Below are 18,993 nucleotides of genomic sequence, written 5' to 3' on the forward strand. Positions count from 1 at the left end.
GAAACGGCCGCCCCCCGGAAGGAGGCGGCCGTTCAGGAAGACAGAGGTCAGACCATCTTGGTGACCTGGTCGAACGACAGCTCGACCGGGGTCTCGCGCTCGAAGAGCGAGACGAGGACCGTGAGCTTGCCGCTCTCCGGCTTGATCTCGCTGATCGAACCGGGCAGACCCGCGAACGAGCCTTCCTTGATCGTGATGGTCTCGCCGACCTCGAAGTCGACCTCTGCCGGCAGCGGACGAGCGACGGCGACGCCGCCCTTCGACGCGATGTTCTTGGCGGTCGGGATGTCCTTGACCTCGACGAGCGACTTCAGCATGTTGAAGGCCTCTTCGAAGCGCAGCGGCGTCGGGTTGTGGGCGTTGCCCACGAAGCCGGTGACACCGGGCGTGTGGCGGACGACCGACCAGGTGTCTTCCGTGAGCTCCATGCGAACCAGCACGTAGCCGGGGATGCGCACACGGGTGACCATCTTGCGCTGGCCGTTCTTGATCTCGACGACGTCCTCCATCGGGACCTCGATCTGGTAGATCTCGTCCTCGACCTCGAGCGTCGACTTGCGCTGCTCGATGTTCGCCTTGACCTTGCGCTCGAAGCCGGCGTAGGAGTGGATGACGTACCACTTACCCGGCAGCATGCGCAGGTCGAGACGGAAGGCCTCGTACGGGTCCTCCTCGGCGTCGTCGTCCGCGTCATCCGCGGAGTCGTCGTCGCCCTGCTCTTCATCAGCACCGAGGTCGGGACCGTCGTAGGGGGTGACCTCGTCGGCCGCTGCGGCCTCCTGGTCAGCCGTCTCCTCGGCCACTGCATCGTTGAGGACCTCAGCGGCGGCCTCAGACTCAGCCGCTTCGTCCAGGTTGAGAGCGTCGTTCACAATCGCATCCGCTTCCGGGTCGTCGACCTCGATGTCACCATCGGGGTCGGTGTCGTCTTCTTCGCCATCCACGTCCTCGACGTGCAGGGCGACGTGCTCAGCCGAGGTCACCGAGAGCTCCTCTGCAGCGAGGACGTTGCCCTCCTGGGCCTCGTCTTCCTCGCTCGACTGCTCTGCCGCGGTCGCCCAGTCGGCATCGTCGGAATATCGTTCAGACACGTTGTTTCTTGCTCCTCGCTGCGGCCGTGGCCGCGGGCGTCATCAGCTTGGGATTCCGAATACCCAGTGCGTCACGTACGCGAACAGAGTGTCCAAGCCGTAGACGATGCCCATGACGATCAGAACGAAGACGAGCACCACACCGGTGAACTTGAACAGCTCCTTGCGAGTCGGAGTGACGACCTTGCGCAGTTCGGAGATGACCTGACGGATGAACAGGGCGATGCCCCCGAAGAACCGGCCGAAGAAGCCCTGCTTCTTCTCACGGGTGGCGCCGACTGCGACGACCTCGCCGCGCGGGTCTTCCTGATCCATCCTGAATGTACCTTTCGTGTGTCAGCGAACGCTGACGCGCAGGGCGGACAGGAATCGAACCTGCAACCTGCGGTTTTGGAGACCGCTGCTCTGCCAATTGAGCTACCGCCCTAGAGACCGGGAGGTCTCGGGGTGTCCTCTCCATCCTGTCATCATCCCGAGGTCCGAGGACCCGAGGCATGGCGAAAGAATGCAGACAACAACTGCTCGACAAGCATACGGCATCGATCCGGCGCAGCCGAACCGGGATCGGGAACCCGTGTTGTTGTTAGGCTCGGCGAGCGGATGCAGGAGGAGGGAGCGCCGGTGAGCGCTGAAGTGCAGCAGTTCCAGGTGGATCTGCGCGGAGTCGTCGATCTGCTCAGCCGGCACATCTACTCGAGCCCCAGGGTCTACCTGCGGGAGCTCCTGCAGAACGCTCGCGATGCGATCGCGGCACGGCGTGAGGTCGACGGCGGTGGCGGAGCGATCCGCATCACGCCGCTGACCGCGGAGAACGGCGAGTTCGTGCTGCGCGATGACGGCGTCGGGCTCACCGCCGCCGAGGTCGCCGATCTGCTGGCGACCGTCGGACGCAGCTCCAAGCGCGACATCTTCGACCTGCCTCGCAGTGACTACCTCGGCCAGTTCGGCATCGGCCTGCTGAGCTGCTTCATGGTCGCCGACACGATCGTCATCCGCTCGCGCAGCGCCAAGGGCGGCGCCTCGGTCGAATGGACGGGCAGCGCTGACGGCACCTTCCAGGTCACCGAGATCGACGAGGAGCTGCCGATCGGCACCAGTGTGCACCTGGTCCCCCGGTTCGACGCCGATGAGCTGCTCCGGCCGGCCGCCGTGCACGAGCTCGCGACGACCTTCGGGGAGTTCCTGCCGGTGCGCGTCGCGATCGACGCTCCAGGCGGCACCATCGACATCACCCGCGAGCCGCCGTTCCTCGATGCCGCATCCGATGTCGAGGCCGCTGTGACCTACGGGCGCGATCTGCTCGGCGCCGGCCCCCTCGATGTGATCGAGCTGAGCGAATCGGCGACCGGCACGCGCGGACTCGCCTACGTGCTGCCCTTCGCCCCGCCGCCCGGTGCCCGCCAGGCCACCCGCATGTACCTGGGACGGATGCTGCTGGCGGAGCGCGTCGACGACGTGCTGCCGGAGTGGGCGTTCTTCGTCAGGGCGGTGATCGATTCGACCGGACTCGCGCCGACCGCGAGTCGCGAGTCGCTGGTCGAGGACGCCGCGCTCGAACGCGTTCGCGAACAGCTCGGCGCCGGCATCCGCCGCTGGGTGCTCGAGCTGGGTCTGCGCGAACCGCACCGTCTGGCGCAGTTCGTCGCGATCCACGAGGTCGGCCTGAAGTCGCTCGTGCGGCACGATCCGGAGCTCGCGCAGTTCATCACGCGCTGGCTGACCGTGGAGACCACGCACGGCACCGTCACCATCGGCGATCTCGTCGACCGCTACCCGCACGTGCGCTACGCGGCGTCCGTCGACGAGTTCCGCCAGGTCGCCGGCATCTCGCCGAGCTCCGAGGTGCTCGTGAACGGCGGGTACCTGTACGACGCCGACCTGATCCGGATGCTGCCGGAGCTGTACCCCGCCGTCACGGTCGAGCAGGTCGACGTGACGGGCGAGCTCGACCGGCTCGACCCGCCACCGCTCGACGACCGCGACGCCGCGGTCGCCCTGGAGGCCCGCGCTGGTGCCGTGCTCGCGGCATCCGACTGCTCCGTCGTCGTCCGCTCCATCGACCGAGCGGATCTCGCCGGCCTGTACGTGGCAGACCCCGAGGTGCTCCGCGCGATCGACCGCACCCGCACCAAGGGCATCGCCGGCTCCCTCTGGGGCGGGGTGCTCGATCGCATCGACCAGACCCGCTCCGCAGCCCGCGACGACGACCTCAGCGCGCGTCTGTGCCTGAACTGGTCGAACCGCGTCGTCAGGGCGCTCGTCCGCGTCGACGACGACGCCGTGTTCGCCCGCACCGTGCAACTGCTCTACATCCAGGCACTGCTGGCAGGACACCACCCGCTCAGCGACGCCGATCGGCGACTCATGACCACGGCACTCAGCGACCTCGTCTCCCTCTCCGCGGGGCTGGAAGGGGACACCATCCCCTTCGACGAGGCGCACTGAACCCGCCGCCGCACACCGTCCTCCCGAAGGGAACCCCATCCGCATGGCACGTCCGAAGCAGCGCTTCCAGCAGCTCATCGAGGAGATCGACCGCACCCCCTGGGGTCCCGCAGAGCAGGCGCTGGTCGCCGAGGCGGTCGCACTCGCGATCGAGCTGGGTGACGAGCAGCTCGAGTACGAGGCTCGGATGCGACAGACCGCCTCGGCGAACATGACCGGCGCCACCGACGTGATGCTGAACTCCTTCGCCTGGTGCCTGGCGCATCACGACCAGGATCCGCAGCGCTTCCCCGCCGACCTCGACAACGGCGGCGCCGACCTGATGTGGCAGTTCAAGTGGATGGCGTCGTCGCTGCGCTCCTCCCCCGCGTTCTCGCAGGAGCAGATCGTCGCTGTGCTCGACGACATGGAGTCGCACTACCGTGCGGCAGGCCTCGGCATGAGCGGCGTGCTCACCGCCCGGTTCGAGGATGCCTGGGACGCCGGCCGCACCGAGGACGCCGAGCAGCTGCGCGTGCAGCTCGAGGCCACTCCGCGCGACGAGCACAGCCACTGCGACGCCTGCGGACGCAGCCAGTTCGCCGGGTTCTTCGCCGAGACAGGGCGCGATGAGGATGCGATCCGTCTGGTCGAGGAGATGATCGAGGGCGGGTTCTCCTGCGGCGAGGAGCCGGAGCACGCGCTGTCCCGCGTGCTCGTGCCGTACCTGCGTGCCGGTCGGGGCGAGGAGGCGAAGACCGCGCACCTGCGCAGCTATCGTCTCGCCAAGGACAACCCGGACAACCTGCGCATCGTCGCGAACAACATCGTGTTCGCCGCTCTGACGGGCAACGAGGCTCGTGCGCTGGCGCTCGTCGAGCGCCACATCGCCTGGCTCGCGCACGACGGTCTGAACGTCGACGCGCACTTCGCAGCGCTGGCTGCCTTCGCCTTCGCGCTGGATCGCGTCACCGCAGCAGGTCACGGCGACACCCCGGTGCGTGGCGCCGAGTCGTCAGCGCTCGAGCCGTTCTTCGGCGCGCACGAGGGGGTCTGGAGCGCCGCAGAGCTCGCCGCGGTCGCGTGGTCGGCAGCCGAGCACATCGGTGCGGAGTTCGACCGCCGTGACGGCACCGAGGGGCACGCGCAGAGCCTCGTGCGGATGCGGGCGCTCGCGGACGAGCACTACGACGTCCCGATCCGATCGGATGCCTTCGTCGCGACCGCACCGGCGAGCACCCCGACCGACGCCGACGGCTGGTTCGACCGTGTGATGGAGCTCGCCCAGTTCGGTGCTGAGCACGAGGCCCTCGAGGCGCTCCCCCGCGCACTCGTCGTCGACGATCCGACCAAGCGCGCACAGCTGCTGTCGATGCACCTCGGGATCCTGGTGGCGCTCGACCGCGCCGACGAGGCGCTGGCGCTGCTGCCGGAGCGCGTGGCGGCGCTGCGCGCGGCCGGCCGGGTCGAGCAGGCCGACCTCGAGGAGCGGCTCGGACTCGCGACCTTCGGGCTGAACACGCCCGAGACCACCGCTGACCTGGAGGACGCGCTGGCCGCGGCATCCGATCTCCCGGCCTGGTCGCGCGGCGATCTCGCGATCAGCCGTGCCGCCCTGCACCTGCAGTCCGATGAGGCGGATGCCGCCCTCGACCTGGCCGAGCAGGCTGCGCGCGCCTTCGCCGAGGCGGAGGACACCCGGCTGTCGAACACCACGACGCTCATCGCGATCGCTGCGGTGCTGCAGAAGAACGACATCGAGGCGACGTCGATGATCCTCGAGCGATTCCTCGCGCAGGACGACCTCAGCATCGGACACCGGGCGCAGGCGCTGCACACGCGAGCTCGCGTGCGCGGCGGCACGAACGAGTTCCGTGAGGGTGCGACGGATGCCGACGAGACGTGCCGTCTGCTGGCCGGCATCGGCGCGACCAAGGCCCTGGCCTCGGCGCACCTGCTGGCCGGCGCGCTCTGGGAGGATGCCGGGGAGCCGGAGAAGGCAGTCGCCCGCTACCGCGTGACGGCACGCCTGACCGCGCAGGAGGGCGGCGATCTCGCTGGCGCGAACTTCCGCCTGGCGAGGGCGATGCTCGCGGTCGGGGATGCCGAGGAGGCGGCCGAACTCTTCGGATCGGTGCTCGAGCAGGAGGAGCAGGCCGAGGTCGCGGCTGGCTCGCGCGCCATGACGGCGTCGATGCTCGCCCGCTCGCTGAGCGCGGCCGGCGAGCACGGCCAGGCCTTCGGTGCGTTCGGCTACGCGGCCGGCCTGTACGGCGAGGTGGAGGAGCACGCTGATCAGGCGCTGTCGATGAGCGAGCAGGCCAAGATCCTGGCGCAGTTCGACGAGCACGACGACGCGCTGGAGATGCTGGAGACTGCAGCCGAGGTCGTGCGGCGTGCGCCGGATGCGGTCGGCGCGATCGCGGAGGTGCTGCACAATCTCGGCCAGATCTACGGCGGACGACAGGACGAGCGCGCCTTCGCGCTGTTCGACGAGGTCACCGCCCTCGCCACGCAGCACGAGGCCGAGTGGCTGCTGGCTGACGTCACGGACTCGCGAGGGCGAGCGCTCGCCCAGGTCGGTCGCATCGACGAGGCGGTCTCCGCGGTGCTCACCGCCGCCGATTCCTTCGCCGGGATCGGCGACAGCGGCTCGGCCGGCGGATCAGAGCTGTTCGCCGCTCGGCTGCTCGCCGGCAACGAGCGCGCCGACGATGCGGTCGCCGTCTACCGCAGCGCCCTGGAGCACGGCGCAGTCCACCCGCCGCTGCGCCAGGTGGCGGCGCTCGAGCTCGGCGACACGCTCGAGGCGCTCGGTCGCCACGGCGAGGCCGCCGAGGTGCGGGCGCTCATCGAGAGCTGAGCGTCTCGTCTCCTCGCTCCGCTCGTCGCTCAGGGTGCGGTTCATTCCGCCCCTGAGCGACGAGCGCCGTCTCAGAACAGCTGGCGCCAGTTCGCCCGTGCCAGATCGAGCAGCTCGTCGCCGCGGCCCGACATGACCGTGCGGATCGCGTAGAGCGCGAAGCCCTTCACCTGCGCAGCCTCGATCGCCGGCGGCATCGACAGCTCCTGCCGCTCGGTGACGACGTCGAGCAGCGCCGGCCCGTCGTGGGCGAGCACGTCGCGAACGGCATCCGGGAGGTCCTCACTGCGCTCGACCCGACGCGCGAAGATCCCCATCGCCTCGGCGATCGCTGCGAAGCTCGGGTTGTCGAGCCCCGTGCCGTAGGTGACGAATCCGGCGGCCTTCATCTCGAGCTCGACGAAGTTCAGCGACGAGTTGTTCACCACGATCGTCTTCACCGGCAGCCTGTTCTGCGTGAGGGTCAGCAGCTCCCCGAGCATCATCGCGAGGCCGCCGTCGCCGGCGAGCGCGACGACCTGACGGTCCGGATGCGCGACCTGGGCGCCGATTCCGTGCATGAGCGCGTTCGCCATGGAGCCATGCGTGAAGGACCCGATCAGCCGGCGCCGCTCGGTCATCCGCAGGTAGCGGGCGGCCCAGACCGTGGGAGAGCCCACGTCGGCGGTGAAGATCGCGTCATCCGCCGCCTGCTCGTTCAGCAGCCTGGCGAGGTACTGCGGGTGGATGGGGCGTCCGGCCTTGGTCGGCACCGCGAGATCGTCGAGCTTCGCACGGGTCTTGCGGTAGTGGGCCGTGGCGTCGTCGAGGTGTCCTCGATCCTTCTCGGCGAGCCGCGGCAGCAGCGCCTCTGCGGTCGCTCCGACGTCGCCGACGAGCCCCAGATCGAGCGGATGCCGCTTGCCGAGCTGCTCCCCGCGGATATCGACCTGGATCGTCGTCGCGCCGTCCGGATAGAACTGCTCGTACGGGAAGTCGCTGCCGAGCACGAGCAGCGCATCGGCCGATTCCATGGCGCGGTAGCCGGAGGCGAAGCCGAGCAGTCCGGTCATGCCGACGTCGAAGGGATTGTCGTACTCGATGAACTCCTTGCCGCGCAGGGCATGCACGATCGGCGCGCCCAGCCGGTCGGCCAGCGCGATGACCTCGTCGTGTGCGCCCTCGACACCCGCACCGGCGAGGATCGTGACGCGCTTCGCCTCGTTCAGCAGGGTCGCCGCACGCTCGAGCTCGGCACCGCTGGGCACGACGACCGGTCGAGTGCGCTCGATCACGACCGCACGGTCATCGGCGATGTCGGCGAGGGCGACGTCACCGGGGATCACCAGCACGGCGACGCCGCGCTTCTCGATCGCCGCGCGCATCGCGATCTCGAGCAGGCGCGGCATCTGTCGCGGGTCGGCGACGTACTCGACGTAGACGCTGCACTCGCGGAAGAGCTCCTGCGGATGGGTCTCCTGGAAGTAGCCGGTGCCGATCTCGTTCGTGGGGATGTGCGCTGCGATCGCGAGCACCGGCACACGCGAACGGTTCGCGTCGTACAGACCGTTGATCAGGTGCAGGTTGCCCGGACCACAGGACCCGGCGACGACTGCGAGCCGGCCCGTCGTCGCGGCATCCGCCGCCGCGGCGAAGGCAGCGGACTCCTCGTGCCGCACATGCACCCATCGGATCGTGCCGTCCTTTCGGAGGGCGTCCGTGAAGCCGTTCAGCGAATCTCCGGGAAGACCGTAGACACGATCGATCCCGTTGGCGTGCAGAGTCTTGACGATGTTCTCAGCGACATTGGCCATGCTTCGACCCTACGCCCGACACGGCCTCCGAGGCCCGCCCGCCTGCCCCGCCCACGCTTCTGCCGAGCCACCCCCTTTCGTGCGAGCCGCCCCCCTGAGTGCATCACTCAGGGGGGCCGCTCGCACACAGAGGGGTGGCTCGGCGACGAGCGCTCAGCCGATGCGGATGAGCTTCTTGTTCACGAACTCGTCGGCCGCGAGGTGGCCGAGCTCACGCGACGTGCCACTGCGCTTGATGCCGCCGAACGGCAGCTCCGGGCTGTCGGCGAGCACGAGGTTGACGTAGACCATGCCGGCCTCGATCCTGTCGGCCACGCGCTCCGCCTGCTCCGCGTCCGTCGTGAAGACGTAGGAACCGAGCCCGAAGGTCGTGTCGTTCGCGAGCTGGATCGCGGCGTCCTCGTCGGCGACGCGGTAGACCACTGCAGCGGGCCCGAAGAGCTCCTCGCGGTAGACGTTCATCTCCGGCGTCACGTCGGCGAGCACGGTCGGCGCGAAGAACGCGCCGTCGCGGGTGCCACCCGTCAGCAGCGTCGCGCCCTGCTCGACCGCCTGGTCGATCTGCTGCTGCAGGTTCTCCGCGGCGGTCTCGGACGAGACCGGTCCGAGGACCGTGTCGTCGAGCGTCGGGTCGGTCGCCTCGACGGCTGCCATCGCCGCGGTGAACTTCTCGACGAAGGTGTCGTAGAGGCCGTCGACGATGATGAACCGCTTGGCGCCGTTGCAGGCCTGGCCGTTGTTGTCGAGGCGGGCGTCGACACCGGCCCGGACGGTCGCGTCGAGGTCATCCGTCGAGAGCACGATGAACGGGTCGGACCCGCCCAGCTCGAGCGCGACCTTCTTGAGGTTGCGGCCGGCGATCTCGGCGACAGCAGCGCCGGCGCGCTCCGAGCCGGTCAGCGAGACGCCCTGCACGCGCGGGTCGGCGATCATGGTCGCGATCTGCTCGTTCGTGGCGAGCACGTTCTGATACGCGCCCTTCGGGAAGCCGGCGTCGTGATAGATCGCCTCGATGGCGGTCGACGATTCCGGGCACTGCGGTGCGGGCTTCAGCAGGATCGTGTTGCCGACGATCAGGTTGGGAGCCGCGAACCGCACGATCTGGTACGCCGGGAAGTTCCACGGCATGATGCCGACGAGGGGTCCCAGCGAGGATCGACGGATGATGGCGGAGCCGTCACCGAGGATCGCGATCGGCTGATCGGCCATGATGGCCTCGGCCTGGTCGGCGTAGTACTCGGCGATGTCGGCGGCGAAGTCGACCTCGCCGAGGGCGGCCTCGCGAGGCTTGCCCATCTCGCGCACGAAGACGTCGGCGAGCTCCTCGCGGCGCTCACGGTGCAGCTCTGCCGCACGGCGCAGCAGCGCTGCGCGCTCTGCGACGCTCGTCGAGCGCGACCACTCGCGGTGCGCGCTGTCTGCCGCTGCGACGGCTTCGTCGATCTGCGCATCCGTGAACGTGTCGAAGGATGCCAGCGTCTCGCCGGTGGCGGGGTTGATGACGGCGTAGTCGGTCATGTCGTGTCCTCTCGTGGAGTGGCGTGGGGCCCTTCGACAGGCTCAGGGACCCACGCCGATATCAGTGTCAGGAGACCGGGATCAGCGTGTACTTGGTGGACAGGTACTCGTGGATGCCCTCGAAGCCGCCCTCGCGGCCGACGCCCGACTGCTTGACGCCGCCGAAGGGAGCCGCGGCGTTCGACACCACGCCCACGTTGAGTCCCATCATGCCCGTCTCGAGCGCGTCGATCATCCGCTGCCCGCGCTGCAGGCTCTCGGTGAAGACGTACGAGACGAGTCCGTACTCGGTGTCGTTGGCGAGGCGCACTGCCTCGTCCTCCGACTCGAAGGTCGCGATCGCGAGCACCGGTCCGAAGATCTCCTCGCGCAGGATCGCACTGCCGGCGACGACGTCGGTCAGCACGGTCGGCTCGTAGAACGTGCCGACGCCTTCGAGCGCCTTGCCTCCCGCCAGCAGGGTCGCACCGCGGCCGACCGCCTCGTCGACGAGCTCGCCCGCCTTGGCGACGGCATCCTCGTCGATGAGCGGTCCGATCGCGACGTCGTCCTCGGTGCCGCGGCCGATCTTCATGCCGTTCACGCGCTCGGTGACCCGCTTGGCGAACTCGCCGGCGACGTCCTTGTGCACGATGAAGCGGTTGGCTGCCGTGCAGGCCTGGCCGATGTTGCGGAACTTCGCAGCCAGTGCGCCTTCGACAGCCTTGTCGAGGTCTGCGTCCTCGAACACCACGAACGGCGCGTTGCCGCCGAGCTCCATCGAGACCCGCAGCACGCCCTCGGCGGCCTGGGCGATGAGCTTGCGGCCGACCTCGGTCGAGCCGGTGAAGGAGAGCTTGCGCAGCCGCGGGTCGGCGATGATCGGCGCGGACAGCGCGCTGGACTTCGACGTCTGCACGACGTTCACGACGCCCTCGGGGAGCCCGGCCTGCTCGAGCAGCGACACGAAGTAGATCGTGGTGAGCGGCGTGAGTGCCGGGGGCTTGATGACCACCGTGCAGCCGGCCGCGAGTGCGGGTGCGATCTTGCGCGTCGCCATCGCGAAGGGGAAGTTCCACGGCGTCACGAAGAACGACGGACCCACCGGGCGCTGCGACACGACCATATGGCCGGTGCCCTCGGGGTTCAGGCCGTAGCGGCCGTTGATGCGCACTGCCTCTTCGCTGAACCAACGGAGGAACTCGCCGCCGTAGACGACCTCGCCGCGAGCCTCAGCGAGGGGCTTGCCCATCTCGAGGGTCATCAGCAGCGCGAGGTCTTCCTTGTGCTCCTGCACGAGGTCGAACGCACGGCGGAGGATGTCGCTGCGCTTACGGGGAGCGGTCGCCGCCCACGCGTCCTGCGCTGCCACGGCGGCGTCGAGGGCACGGATGCCGTCGCCGGGCGTCGCGTCGGCGATCGTGCGGATGACCGCTCCGGTGGCCGGGTCCTTCACGTCGAAGGTCGTGCCGGTTTCACCATCCGTCCACTGTCCGCCGATGAAGAGGCCGGTGGGGACGCTGTCGAGCAGTGCCTGCTCGGCCGGTGCGATCTGAGTGCTCATGGATTCTCTTTCTGTGAGGAGTGGGGGTCAGCGGCGGCGACGGCTCGGCGGCGCATCGATGCCGAGGGTCTCGCCGCGGAAGAAGGCCGGACGCTTGACGGCGTTCCAGATCATCACCGCGATGCCGACCACGATGATCAGCATCCCGAGGATGAAGACGATGCCGACGCCACCGATCTGCGTGCCGGATCCGTAGGCCGGGTCCATCGAGTCGATCAGCGTCGTGAAGAACAGCACCGCGAGGATCAGACCGCCGACGAGCGGGAACAGGAACGTGAAGAAGACGTTCCGCGTCGAGTCGAACCACTGCTTGCGGAAGTACCAGACGCAGGCGAAGGCGGTGAGTCCGTAGTAGAAGCAGATCATCATGCCGAGCGTGAGGATCGTGTCCCACAGGGTGTCTTCGCTGACCAGCCGCATCACGGCGTAGAAGGCGGATGCCACGATCGCCGAGACGATCGTCGCGTACCCGGGCGTGAAGAACCGCGGGCTGACCTTCGCGAAGGACTTCGGCAGTGCGCCGTAGTGCCCCATCGCCAGCAGCGTTCGCGCTGGTCCGACGAAGGTCGACTGCAGCGAGGATGCGGAGCTGGTGAGCACGGCGAGCGAGACGAGGAATGCGAGCGGGCCGAGGATCGGCCCGGAGAGGTGGAAGAACACGTTCTCCTGGATGTCCTCGTTGCCGAGGCCGAGTGCGCCGGTGCCCACGCCTGCGAACATGATCATCGCGACCGCGAGCAGCAGATAGAGCGAGACGATCGTCAGCACCGTCGCGGTGGCAGCGCGACCCGGCGTCTTCTCCGGGTCCTTGGTCTCCTCGTTCATCGTGAGCGTGACGTCCCAGCCCCAGAAGATGAAGATCGACAGTGAGAGGCCGGCGGCGACGGCACTGAAGGACGAGATCGCGAAGGGGTTGAACCAGTTGAGGTCGAAGGGCTGGTAGTCGAAGCCGTTGCCGTTCACCGCCTGCACGATCGCGGCCCCGGCGAAGAAGACCAGCACGAGGATCTGGAAGCTCACGAGCCAGTACTGCAGCTTCTGCGTCGTCTGCATGTCGCGGTACGACACCCAGGTCGCGCCGAGCATGAACAGCAGGCACACGCCGATGTTGATCCAGGTGTTGCTGGCGAGACCGGCGAGATCGGCGTTGCCGGTGACCTGCGAGATCAGGAGGAAGAGGAAGTCGACCGCGATGCCGGCGAGATTGGAGAGCACCAGGATCGTCGCGACGACGAGTCCCCACCCGGCCATCCAGCCGATCCAGGGGCCGAATGCCCTCGTCGCCCAGGTGAAGGAGGTGCCGGAGTCGGGCATCCGGTTGTTCAGCTCGCGATAGCCGAACGCGACCAGCAGCATCGGGATGAAGCCGATCAGGATGATCGCGGGGATCTGGGATCCGACGGTGGAGGCGACGGGGCCGACCGCGGCCGTGAAGGTGTACGCCGGTGCGATGCACGAGATGCCGATCACGATGGCGCCGAGCAGACCGACCGTGCCTGCGCTCAGGCCCTTGCTCGAGATGCCGGTGGTGACTGCTGCGGGCTCCGTCGCCCGTTTCGAGCTGCTCATCAGCGGACTCCTGCTTCGGCGCGCGTGCGCGGGACGACGATCATCGGGACGGGCAGCTCGTGCAGCATCTTCGCCGCCGTGGAGCCCAGGAACAGCCGTCGAGGCTGTGCGAGTCTGCTGGATCCGACGACGACGACCTCGCCGGGGAGCCAGGACAGGTGGGCGACGGCATCCTCGACGCTGTCGCCGGGTGCTTCCTCGATCACGGCGTCGAGCGCGTCGGGCAGCAGCTCCTTCGCCACCGCCAGCACGTCATGCGCGTGGGCCTCCCCGACGAGTCGGATCGCTCCGGTGTCGAGCCCGGGCGGCACGTCGAACGGCACCAGCGACACGAGGCGCAGCCCCACCCCGCTCGCGGCCGCGACGGACGCCGCCTCGTCGAGCAGGTTCTCGGCGCCGGGGCGGTTGCCGACGGCGACCGTGACGCGAGGGATGACGTGGTCGTCCTCATCGGCAGTGCCCCTGGGCGCCAGCGCGACCGGGATGCTCGACGAGTGCAGCAGCTCGGATGCCACGCTGCCGAGCCGATGACGGCCGAACAGCCCTCCGCCGGCTGCACCGACGACGATCAGCCGGGCGCCGAACTCCTCGCCGGCCGCGATCAGTCCCTCGGCGAACGACTCGGCGAAGCGCACGTGCCCGCTGCGGGTCAGCTCCTGCGGCAGGCGGACGATCGCGGCTTCCAGCCACTTCTTCGCCTGCCCCCTGATGTGATCCTCGTAGGCGCGCTCCGGCGGCACCGCCGCGCTCCGGGTGCCCTCGGTCGGGAGCACGATCACCAGGTGCACGGCGGCACCGAGGCTCCGCGCGAGGCGCGCCCCGAGGGCCGCGGCATCCGCGCCGGCATCCGTCGCCGTGTACCCGACGACGATGGCGCCGGTCATCCCCGGCCCGCTGCCGTCTCGCTCGCCGTGCGGCTCGAGTCCACGATGTTCGAGGCGACGAGGTGCCCCATGCGGATCGCGCCGTCGACGTGCTGGTATCCGGCGCCTGCGAGGTCGCTGCAGGCGAAGTGGATCGGTCCGACCGCCGAACGGAGGTCTGCGCCGTAGCGGTGCAGTCCGCCCATGTCGAAGCTCGCGGCGTATGCGCCGCGGGTCCACTCCTCGGTGCCCCAGTCGCTCTCGTAGTAGACGACGGGGTTCTTGGCCTCAGGGCCGTAGTAGTGCGAGAGCGACTCGAGGATGCGCTCCTTGCGCTCCTCGGCCGAGAGCGCGAACACGTCGTCGGCGTTCTGGTCGCTGACGAAGCCGACGAGCGTTCCCCGCTCATCGCCGTGGTTGGTGTTGTCGTATGCCTCGTGCGACAGCTCGTACGGGCTGAACGCGGTGCCGCTGAGGCCCTGCTCGCGCCAGAACGGACGGTCGTAGACGGCATGCACCTTGATGACGAAGCCCATCGAGATGTGCTGATGCATCTGGTGCTGGCGCCGCGGGAGCGGCGGCACGAAGGAGATGCGGCTGTACAGCACCGGTGCGTGCGCGAGGATCGCGTAGCGCGCCTTGACCGTGAGCTCGTCCGTGGTCGCGACGACGAACTGGGTCCCTGAGCCTGTCGAAGGGTCGCTCCACTCGAGCGAGCGGACCGGCTGGTTCAGCAGCACGTCGTCGCCGAGGCGCTCGGCGAGCAGCTGCGGCACCTGCTGCAGACCGCCGACGACGCGCTTGTCGAGGATGAAGTCGGCGTCGACGAGGTTGGAGTAGGAGCCGGCGGATGCTGCCATCAGCAGCGACTGCAGCAGCGAGAACGAGTGCGTGGGCTTCGTGAGCATCGCAGAGCCGGTCGCGAACGCGAGGTTCAGGACGGCCTCGTCGTCGTCGGTCTGCTGGCGGAGCCAGGCATCCCAGGTGATCGAGTCCCACTCGGCGGCGTTCGGGTGCTCCCACGGTCGGTCGGGGTCGATCTCGGCGACCATCGCATCGAGGCGCTCGGTGATCTCGGCGATGACCTGTTCGGTCTCGGCGGACACGGGGAACATCTCGCCGGTGAACCGCGAGGTGACGCCGTCGGGTCCGACGTACACGCTGTCGCCCTCGCGGTAGCGGCTGAAGGTCTCGAGCCCCAGTTCGGCGACCGTGTCGATCAGCGCGTCCTGGTCGGGCGAGACCCACTGTCCGCCGAGCTCGAGCATCGCGCCATCGATGACGTCGGTCCACAGACGTCCTCCGACGCGATCCCGCGCCTCGAGGACGGCGACCGAGAGGCCGGCCTTCCGCAGGTCGTTCGCCGCCGTGAGCCCTGCGGCTCCGGCGCCGACGATGAGCACGTCCCGGGTGATCTCAGCCATCTGCATCTCCTTCGTTGAAAAATGCCGGTCGCGACCCGCAATCCCCCGATCAGGGTCGCGACCGGACGCTTGTGTGCGACTACTTCGCGGTGGCGGCGAGCGCTTCTGCGACGACGTCGAGTCCCTCGTTCAGCAGCGCGTCGCCGATCGACAGCGGCGGCAGGAATCGGATGACGTTGCCGTAGGTGCCGCAGGTCAGCACGATGACGCCCTGCGCGATGCAGGCCTTCGCGACGGCCGCGGTGAGCGCGGCATCCGGCGCCTTGGTCTCCGGGTCGACGAACTCGGCTGCGATCATCGCACCGTGGCCGCGGATGTCGCCGACGCGGGCGTCGTGCTCCTGGATCGCGGAGAGGCGCTGCGTGAGGATGGCGCCGATCTCGCGGGCCCGCTCGATGACGCCGTCGTTCTCGAAGACGTCGATCGCGGCGAGCGCCGCAGCGCAGGCGATCGGGTTGCCGCCGTAGGTGCCGCCGAGGCCGCCCGAGTGCGAGGCGTCCATGATCTCGGCGCGACCGGTGACGGCGGCGAGCGGAAGGCCGCCGGCGATGCCCTTGGCGGTCGTGATGAGGTCGGGCTCGATGCCGAAGATCTCGCTCGCGAACATGTGCCCGGTGCGGGCGAAGCCGGTCTGCACCTCGTCGGCGATGAAGACGACGCCGTTCGCGCGGCACCATTCGAGGATCGCCGGCAGGAAGCCGTCGGCCGGGACGATGAAGCCGCCCTCGCCCTGGATGGGCTCGATGATGACGGCGGCCAGGTTGTCGGCGCCGATCTGCTTCTCGAGCTGGAGGATGACGCGGGCCGCCGCCTCGTTGCCGTCGAGGCCGTCGCGGAACGGGTACGACATCGGAGCACGATAGACCTCGGGGGCGAACGGACCGAATCCGCTCTTGTACGGCATCGACTTGGCCGTGAGCGCCATCGTCAGGTTCGTGCGGCCGTGGTAGCCGTGATCGAAGGCGACGACGGCCTGACGACCGGTGTGCTTGCGGGCGATCTTGATCGCGTTCTCGACGGCTTCTGCGCCCGAGTTGAACAGCGCGCTCTTCTTCGCGAAGTCGCCGGGAGTGACGCGGTTGAGCGCCTCGGCGACCTCGATGTACGACTCGTAGGGCGAGATCATGAAGCAGGTGTGCGTGAACTGCGCTGCCTGGGCGGCGACGGCGGCCGCGACCTTCGGGTGCGCGTTGCCGACCGTGGTGACCGCGATGCCGGAGCCGAGGTCGATGAGCGAGTTGCCGTCGGCGTCCACGACGACGCCGCCGCCCGCTGCGACGGTCGCGACCGGCACGGTGTGTCCGACGCCGGCGGCGACGGCATCCGCCTTGCGGGCGAGGATCTCGGCCGAACGGGGCCCCGGAAGCTCGGTGACCAGGCGACGCTCCTGGGGGAGCTCGGGTCCGCCGAGAGGAACAGCAGCAGCAGTGGTGTCGAGGAGTGCCATGTTCGCGAGCGTACGGGCGTCACGAGGACTGCCGCATTCGCCGACCTGTACAATCTGAATCACGGATCTGCCAGCGTGTATAAATCCTGATCGTGCCGTTCCGTTCGGAGAGGAGTCGCCGTGGACCAGCCGACGCTGCGTGCCCTGCTCGGCCGTCGCGACCTCGGGCTGCGCCTCGTGTCTCCCGATGCGTCGCTGTCGGACGGCGCACTCGACCGAGCGCTCCGCTGGGTGCACAGCTCGGATCTCGCCGATCCCACGCCCTTCCTCGCCGAGGATCTCGTGCTGCTCACGACCGGCACGCAGTTCGACGACCCTGATGCCGCTGACACGTATGTCGCGCGGCTGATCGACCGCGGCGTGCTCGGGCTCGGCTTCGGCACCGAGGTGCATCGCGCCGGCATCCCGGACGAGCTGCTCGCCGCGTGCACGGGCAGAGGGATGCCGCTGTTCGAGGTGCCGTACCGCACGCCGTTCATCGCGGTCGCCCGCGCGCATTCCGAGGCGATCGCCGCCCAGGCGTACGCGCGCCGATCGTGGGCCCTCGACACGCAGCGAGCGCTCGCCCTCGCCGCGCTCCGTCCGCACGGGCTCGACGCCACCATCGCCGAACTCGGCCGTCGACTCGGCGTGTGGGCCGGCATGTTCGACGCTGCCGGTGCGCTGTTGTTCTCGCATCCCCGTGAGTCGGTCGATCCGGGTGTGCTGGCCGAGCTCGGCGATCGAGTGATGGAGATCCTCGCCCGCGGGCTCGAAGCGGGGCAGTCGCTCAGGATCGGCGACGACACGTTGATGCTGTTCACGATCGGCCGCGGCGGGCATCTGCGCGGGGTGATCGCGATCGCGACCGACGCCCTCGATCAGGAGGCCAGGTCGGTCGTGACCTCGGTGATCGCGATGTCAGGACTCGCCCTCGAGCAGAGCGAGCAGCTGGCGCGCAGCCGCCGCCGGCTGCACACGCAGCTGCTGGAGTCGCTGCTCGCTGACGATCCGACCCTGACGCGCCGGGTGATCGGCGGGCTCCCGGCGGCTCCGGTGGTGGTCGCCGTCGCCGCCGACGCCCCGGCCGGCCCGATCGCCGACTGGTGGGAGCGGCACCGGGCCGACCACGGCACCGCGTTCTTCCTCGCCGAGTCCGACGAAGGCGTCACCGTCTGCGTCTCGGCCACCGATGACGATCTCCTCGACGAGCTCGCGCTGCGCTTCGGCATCCGACTCGGCGTCTCGGAGCCGGAGGGCTACGACGCATTCTCGCGGGCGCACGCCCAGGCGCTCACGGCACTGCGGCAGCGGTCGAGCACCGGCGCAGAGCGCTACGCGGACACGGTCGGCTCGAGCATCCTCAGCGCCCTCGCCACCGACGAGGCGAGGCTCGTGGCCGAATCACGCCTCGCTCCACTGCGCGCACACGACGAGTCAGGCTCCGCTGAGCTCGAGCGGTCGCTGCGCTGCTGGCTGCGCAACGATGCGCGCGCCGAGCCGGCAGCCCTCGAGCTCGGGATACACCGGCACACGCTGCGGGCGCGCATCGCGCAGGCCGGGGCACTGCTGGGGATCGACCTGTCGTCGTTCCCCGCGCGCGCCGAGCTCTGGGCGCTGCTGCAGACGGCGAGGGACTGACCGCTTCAGCCGTCGGCGCGCAGCTGCGGCGACGGCTCGACCGGTCTGAATGCGTCCGCGTCGAGGCGCACGGCGACCCATCCGCTCGCCAGATCCGCCTCGAAGCGCAACAGGCGGCCGCCGGCGTCGATCCAGTACCTCGTGCGTCCGGCGTCCCCGGCACGTCCCCCGCTGCGTGGGCCGGCGACCACATCGACCGCGGTGCCGTCGACCTCATCCGTTCGCAGCCACCGCGCACCCGACTGCTGCAGCACCGCCGCATCCGCCGGCTGGTCGGCGCCGAGACTGCTGAGGAGGCAGAGCATCAGATCGAGGACCGACGTCGACGGGTCGAGGCGGCGGCTGACGGCCTGGCCCTCGGGAAGGCTGGTCGGCGGCGAGGCGCCGCCGCCCGCATCCTGCCACCGGAGCACCGTATCGGCATCCCACTGGATGACCTCAGGTGCACCGTCGATGCTCGCGTTCGCGGTGCCGACGTCGTCGCCGAAGTCGAGCACTCCGCGCAGCTCGACCGCTCCCTCCGACGCATCGAAGCTCGTGGTGAACCGCACACCTCGGCCCTCGACGTTCAGGAATCGTGCCACCGCGAGCCGCTCGGCCTCGGCGGTGGTCAGCGGCCTCGGTCCCGTCGTCGGGACAGAGGCCGACACGGACGCCGACACGATCGCGGTCGCGACGCCCACGACGATCACCGCCAGGACGACGATGATGACCAGGGTCTTCCCGGAGCGCATTTCCGCACCGTAGCAACGCTCACGGACCGTTCGGCCCGGTCTCGAACCGGAGTATCGATATGCCGGTATCCAGTCCCGCCGCCCGCGCCCGTGGACCTCGCAGG

Annotated in this window: 13 protein-coding genes and 1 tRNA gene; 3 read left to right on the top strand and 11 right to left on the bottom strand. The window is 69.3% G+C overall.

Annotated elements, in window-relative coordinates; all coding sequences use genetic code 11:
* Positions 1-47 precede the first annotated feature (47 nt).
* The 3 genes from nusG to V7Z82_RS08725 form a co-directional block, all read right to left on the bottom strand.
* On the bottom strand, positions 48-1,091 hold the full coding sequence (gene nusG, locus V7Z82_RS08715) for a transcription termination/antitermination protein NusG (RefSeq protein WP_334150178.1): 1,044 nt from the start codon (positions 1,089-1,091) through the stop codon (positions 48-50).
* Between the two features lie 42 nt (positions 1,092-1,133).
* Entirely contained in the window at positions 1,134-1,406 is a 273-nt protein-coding gene (gene secE, locus V7Z82_RS08720; protein ID WP_045278705.1) for a preprotein translocase subunit SecE, read from the bottom strand.
* A gap of 39 nt (positions 1,407-1,445) precedes the next feature.
* A tRNA-Trp gene (locus V7Z82_RS08725) sits at positions 1,446-1,518 on the bottom strand.
* A gap of 173 nt (positions 1,519-1,691) precedes the next feature.
* Between V7Z82_RS08725 and V7Z82_RS08730 the strand changes: the two genes are divergently transcribed.
* On the top strand, positions 1,692-3,536 hold the full coding sequence (locus V7Z82_RS08730; protein ID WP_334150181.1) for an HSP90 family protein: 1,845 nt from the start codon (positions 1,692-1,694) through the stop codon (positions 3,534-3,536).
* Between the two features lie 43 nt (positions 3,537-3,579).
* Positions 3,580-6,378, top strand: a complete 2,799-nt coding sequence (locus tag V7Z82_RS08735; RefSeq protein ID WP_334150183.1) for a tetratricopeptide repeat protein — start codon at positions 3,580-3,582, stop codon at positions 6,376-6,378.
* A gap of 71 nt (positions 6,379-6,449) precedes the next feature.
* Here the strand turns inward: V7Z82_RS08735 and poxB are convergent, their stop codons facing one another.
* The 7 genes from poxB to gabT all read right to left on the bottom strand — a co-directional run bounded on the left by poxB (position 6,450) and on the right by gabT (position 16,535).
* Complete coding sequence (gene poxB, locus V7Z82_RS08740) at positions 6,450-8,171, bottom strand: ubiquinone-dependent pyruvate dehydrogenase (protein ID WP_334150185.1); 1,722 nt, start codon at positions 8,169-8,171, stop codon at positions 6,450-6,452.
* A 153-nt stretch (positions 8,172-8,324) separates the two neighbouring features.
* Positions 8,325-9,689, bottom strand: a complete 1,365-nt coding sequence (locus V7Z82_RS08745; RefSeq protein WP_334150187.1) for an NAD-dependent succinate-semialdehyde dehydrogenase — start codon at positions 9,687-9,689, stop codon at positions 8,325-8,327.
* Positions 9,690-9,756: 67 nt separating this feature from the next.
* Entirely contained in the window at positions 9,757-11,232 is a 1,476-nt protein-coding gene (locus tag V7Z82_RS08750) for an NAD-dependent succinate-semialdehyde dehydrogenase (RefSeq protein ID WP_334150189.1), read from the bottom strand.
* Positions 11,233-11,259: 27 nt separating this feature from the next.
* On the bottom strand, positions 11,260-12,801 hold the full coding sequence (locus V7Z82_RS08755; protein ID WP_334150193.1) for an APC family permease: 1,542 nt from the start codon (positions 12,799-12,801) through the stop codon (positions 11,260-11,262).
* The gene (locus tag V7Z82_RS08760) at positions 12,801-13,685 is read right to left on the bottom strand and encodes a universal stress protein (protein ID WP_334150194.1); all 885 of its coding nucleotides are present in this window, start codon (positions 13,683-13,685) and stop codon (positions 12,801-12,803) included. The genes V7Z82_RS08755 and V7Z82_RS08760 overlap by 1 nt, the downstream gene beginning before the upstream one ends.
* Positions 13,682-15,088 carry a flavin monoamine oxidase family protein gene (locus tag V7Z82_RS08765; protein WP_334150196.1) on the bottom strand — a complete coding sequence of 469 codons (1,407 nt, stop codon included), beginning with the start codon at positions 15,086-15,088 and terminating at the stop codon, positions 13,682-13,684. Before V7Z82_RS08765 ends, V7Z82_RS08760 begins: the two co-directional genes overlap by 4 nt.
* A 79-nt stretch (positions 15,089-15,167) precedes the next feature.
* On the bottom strand, positions 15,168-16,535 hold the full coding sequence (gabT, locus tag V7Z82_RS08770) for a 4-aminobutyrate--2-oxoglutarate transaminase (protein WP_334150199.1): 1,368 nt from the start codon (positions 16,533-16,535) through the stop codon (positions 15,168-15,170).
* A gap of 120 nt (positions 16,536-16,655) precedes the next feature.
* On the opposite strand from gabT, the gene V7Z82_RS08775 reads away from it, so the two are divergent.
* Positions 16,656-18,155, top strand: coding sequence for a PucR family transcriptional regulator (locus V7Z82_RS08775; RefSeq protein ID WP_334150200.1), 1,500 nt, complete (start codon positions 16,656-16,658; stop codon positions 18,153-18,155).
* 5 nt (positions 18,156-18,160) lie between these two features.
* On the opposite strand, the gene V7Z82_RS08780 is transcribed toward V7Z82_RS08775, so the two are convergent.
* A complete protein-coding gene (locus V7Z82_RS08780) occupies positions 18,161-18,889 on the bottom strand; it encodes a hypothetical protein (protein ID WP_334150201.1) in 729 nt (242 codons plus the stop codon).
* Between the last annotated feature and the right edge of the window lie 104 nt (positions 18,890-18,993).

Source organism: Microbacterium sp. (assembly GCF_036823965.1).
In the GTDB taxonomy this organism is placed as follows: Bacteria; Actinomycetota; Actinomycetes; order Actinomycetales; family Microbacteriaceae; genus Microbacterium.

What these genes read in the sequence shown, in the direction of transcription:
- secE (WP_045278705.1), bottom strand. Translation starts at nt 1,406, where the DNA reads ATGGATCAGGAAGACCCGCGCGGCGAGGTCGTCGCAGTCGGCGCCACC.
- gabT (WP_334150199.1), bottom strand. Translation starts at nt 16,535, where the DNA reads ATGGCACTCCTCGACACCACTGCTGCTGCTGTTCCTCTCGGCGGACCC.
- V7Z82_RS08780 (WP_334150201.1), bottom strand. Translation starts at nt 18,889, where the DNA reads ATGCGCTCCGGGAAGACCCTGGTCATCATCGTCGTCCTGGCGGTGATC.
- V7Z82_RS08755 (WP_334150193.1), bottom strand. Translation starts at nt 12,801, where the DNA reads ATGAGCAGCTCGAAACGGGCGACGGAGCCCGCAGCAGTCACCACCGGC.
- poxB (WP_334150185.1), bottom strand. Translation starts at nt 8,171, where the DNA reads ATGGCCAATGTCGCTGAGAACATCGTCAAGACTCTGCACGCCAACGGG.
- V7Z82_RS08765 (WP_334150196.1), bottom strand. Translation starts at nt 15,088, where the DNA reads ATGGCTGAGATCACCCGGGACGTGCTCATCGTCGGCGCCGGAGCCGCA.
- V7Z82_RS08750 (WP_334150189.1), bottom strand. Translation starts at nt 11,232, where the DNA reads ATGAGCACTCAGATCGCACCGGCCGAGCAGGCACTGCTCGACAGCGTC.
- V7Z82_RS08745 (WP_334150187.1), bottom strand. Translation starts at nt 9,689, where the DNA reads ATGACCGACTACGCCGTCATCAACCCCGCCACCGGCGAGACGCTGGCA.
- V7Z82_RS08730 (WP_334150181.1), top strand. Translation starts at nt 1,692, where the DNA reads ATGCAGGAGGAGGGAGCGCCGGTGAGCGCTGAAGTGCAGCAGTTCCAG.
- V7Z82_RS08735 (WP_334150183.1), top strand. Translation starts at nt 3,580, where the DNA reads ATGGCACGTCCGAAGCAGCGCTTCCAGCAGCTCATCGAGGAGATCGAC.
- V7Z82_RS08760 (WP_334150194.1), bottom strand. Translation starts at nt 13,685, where the DNA reads ATGACCGGCGCCATCGTCGTCGGGTACACGGCGACGGATGCCGGCGCG.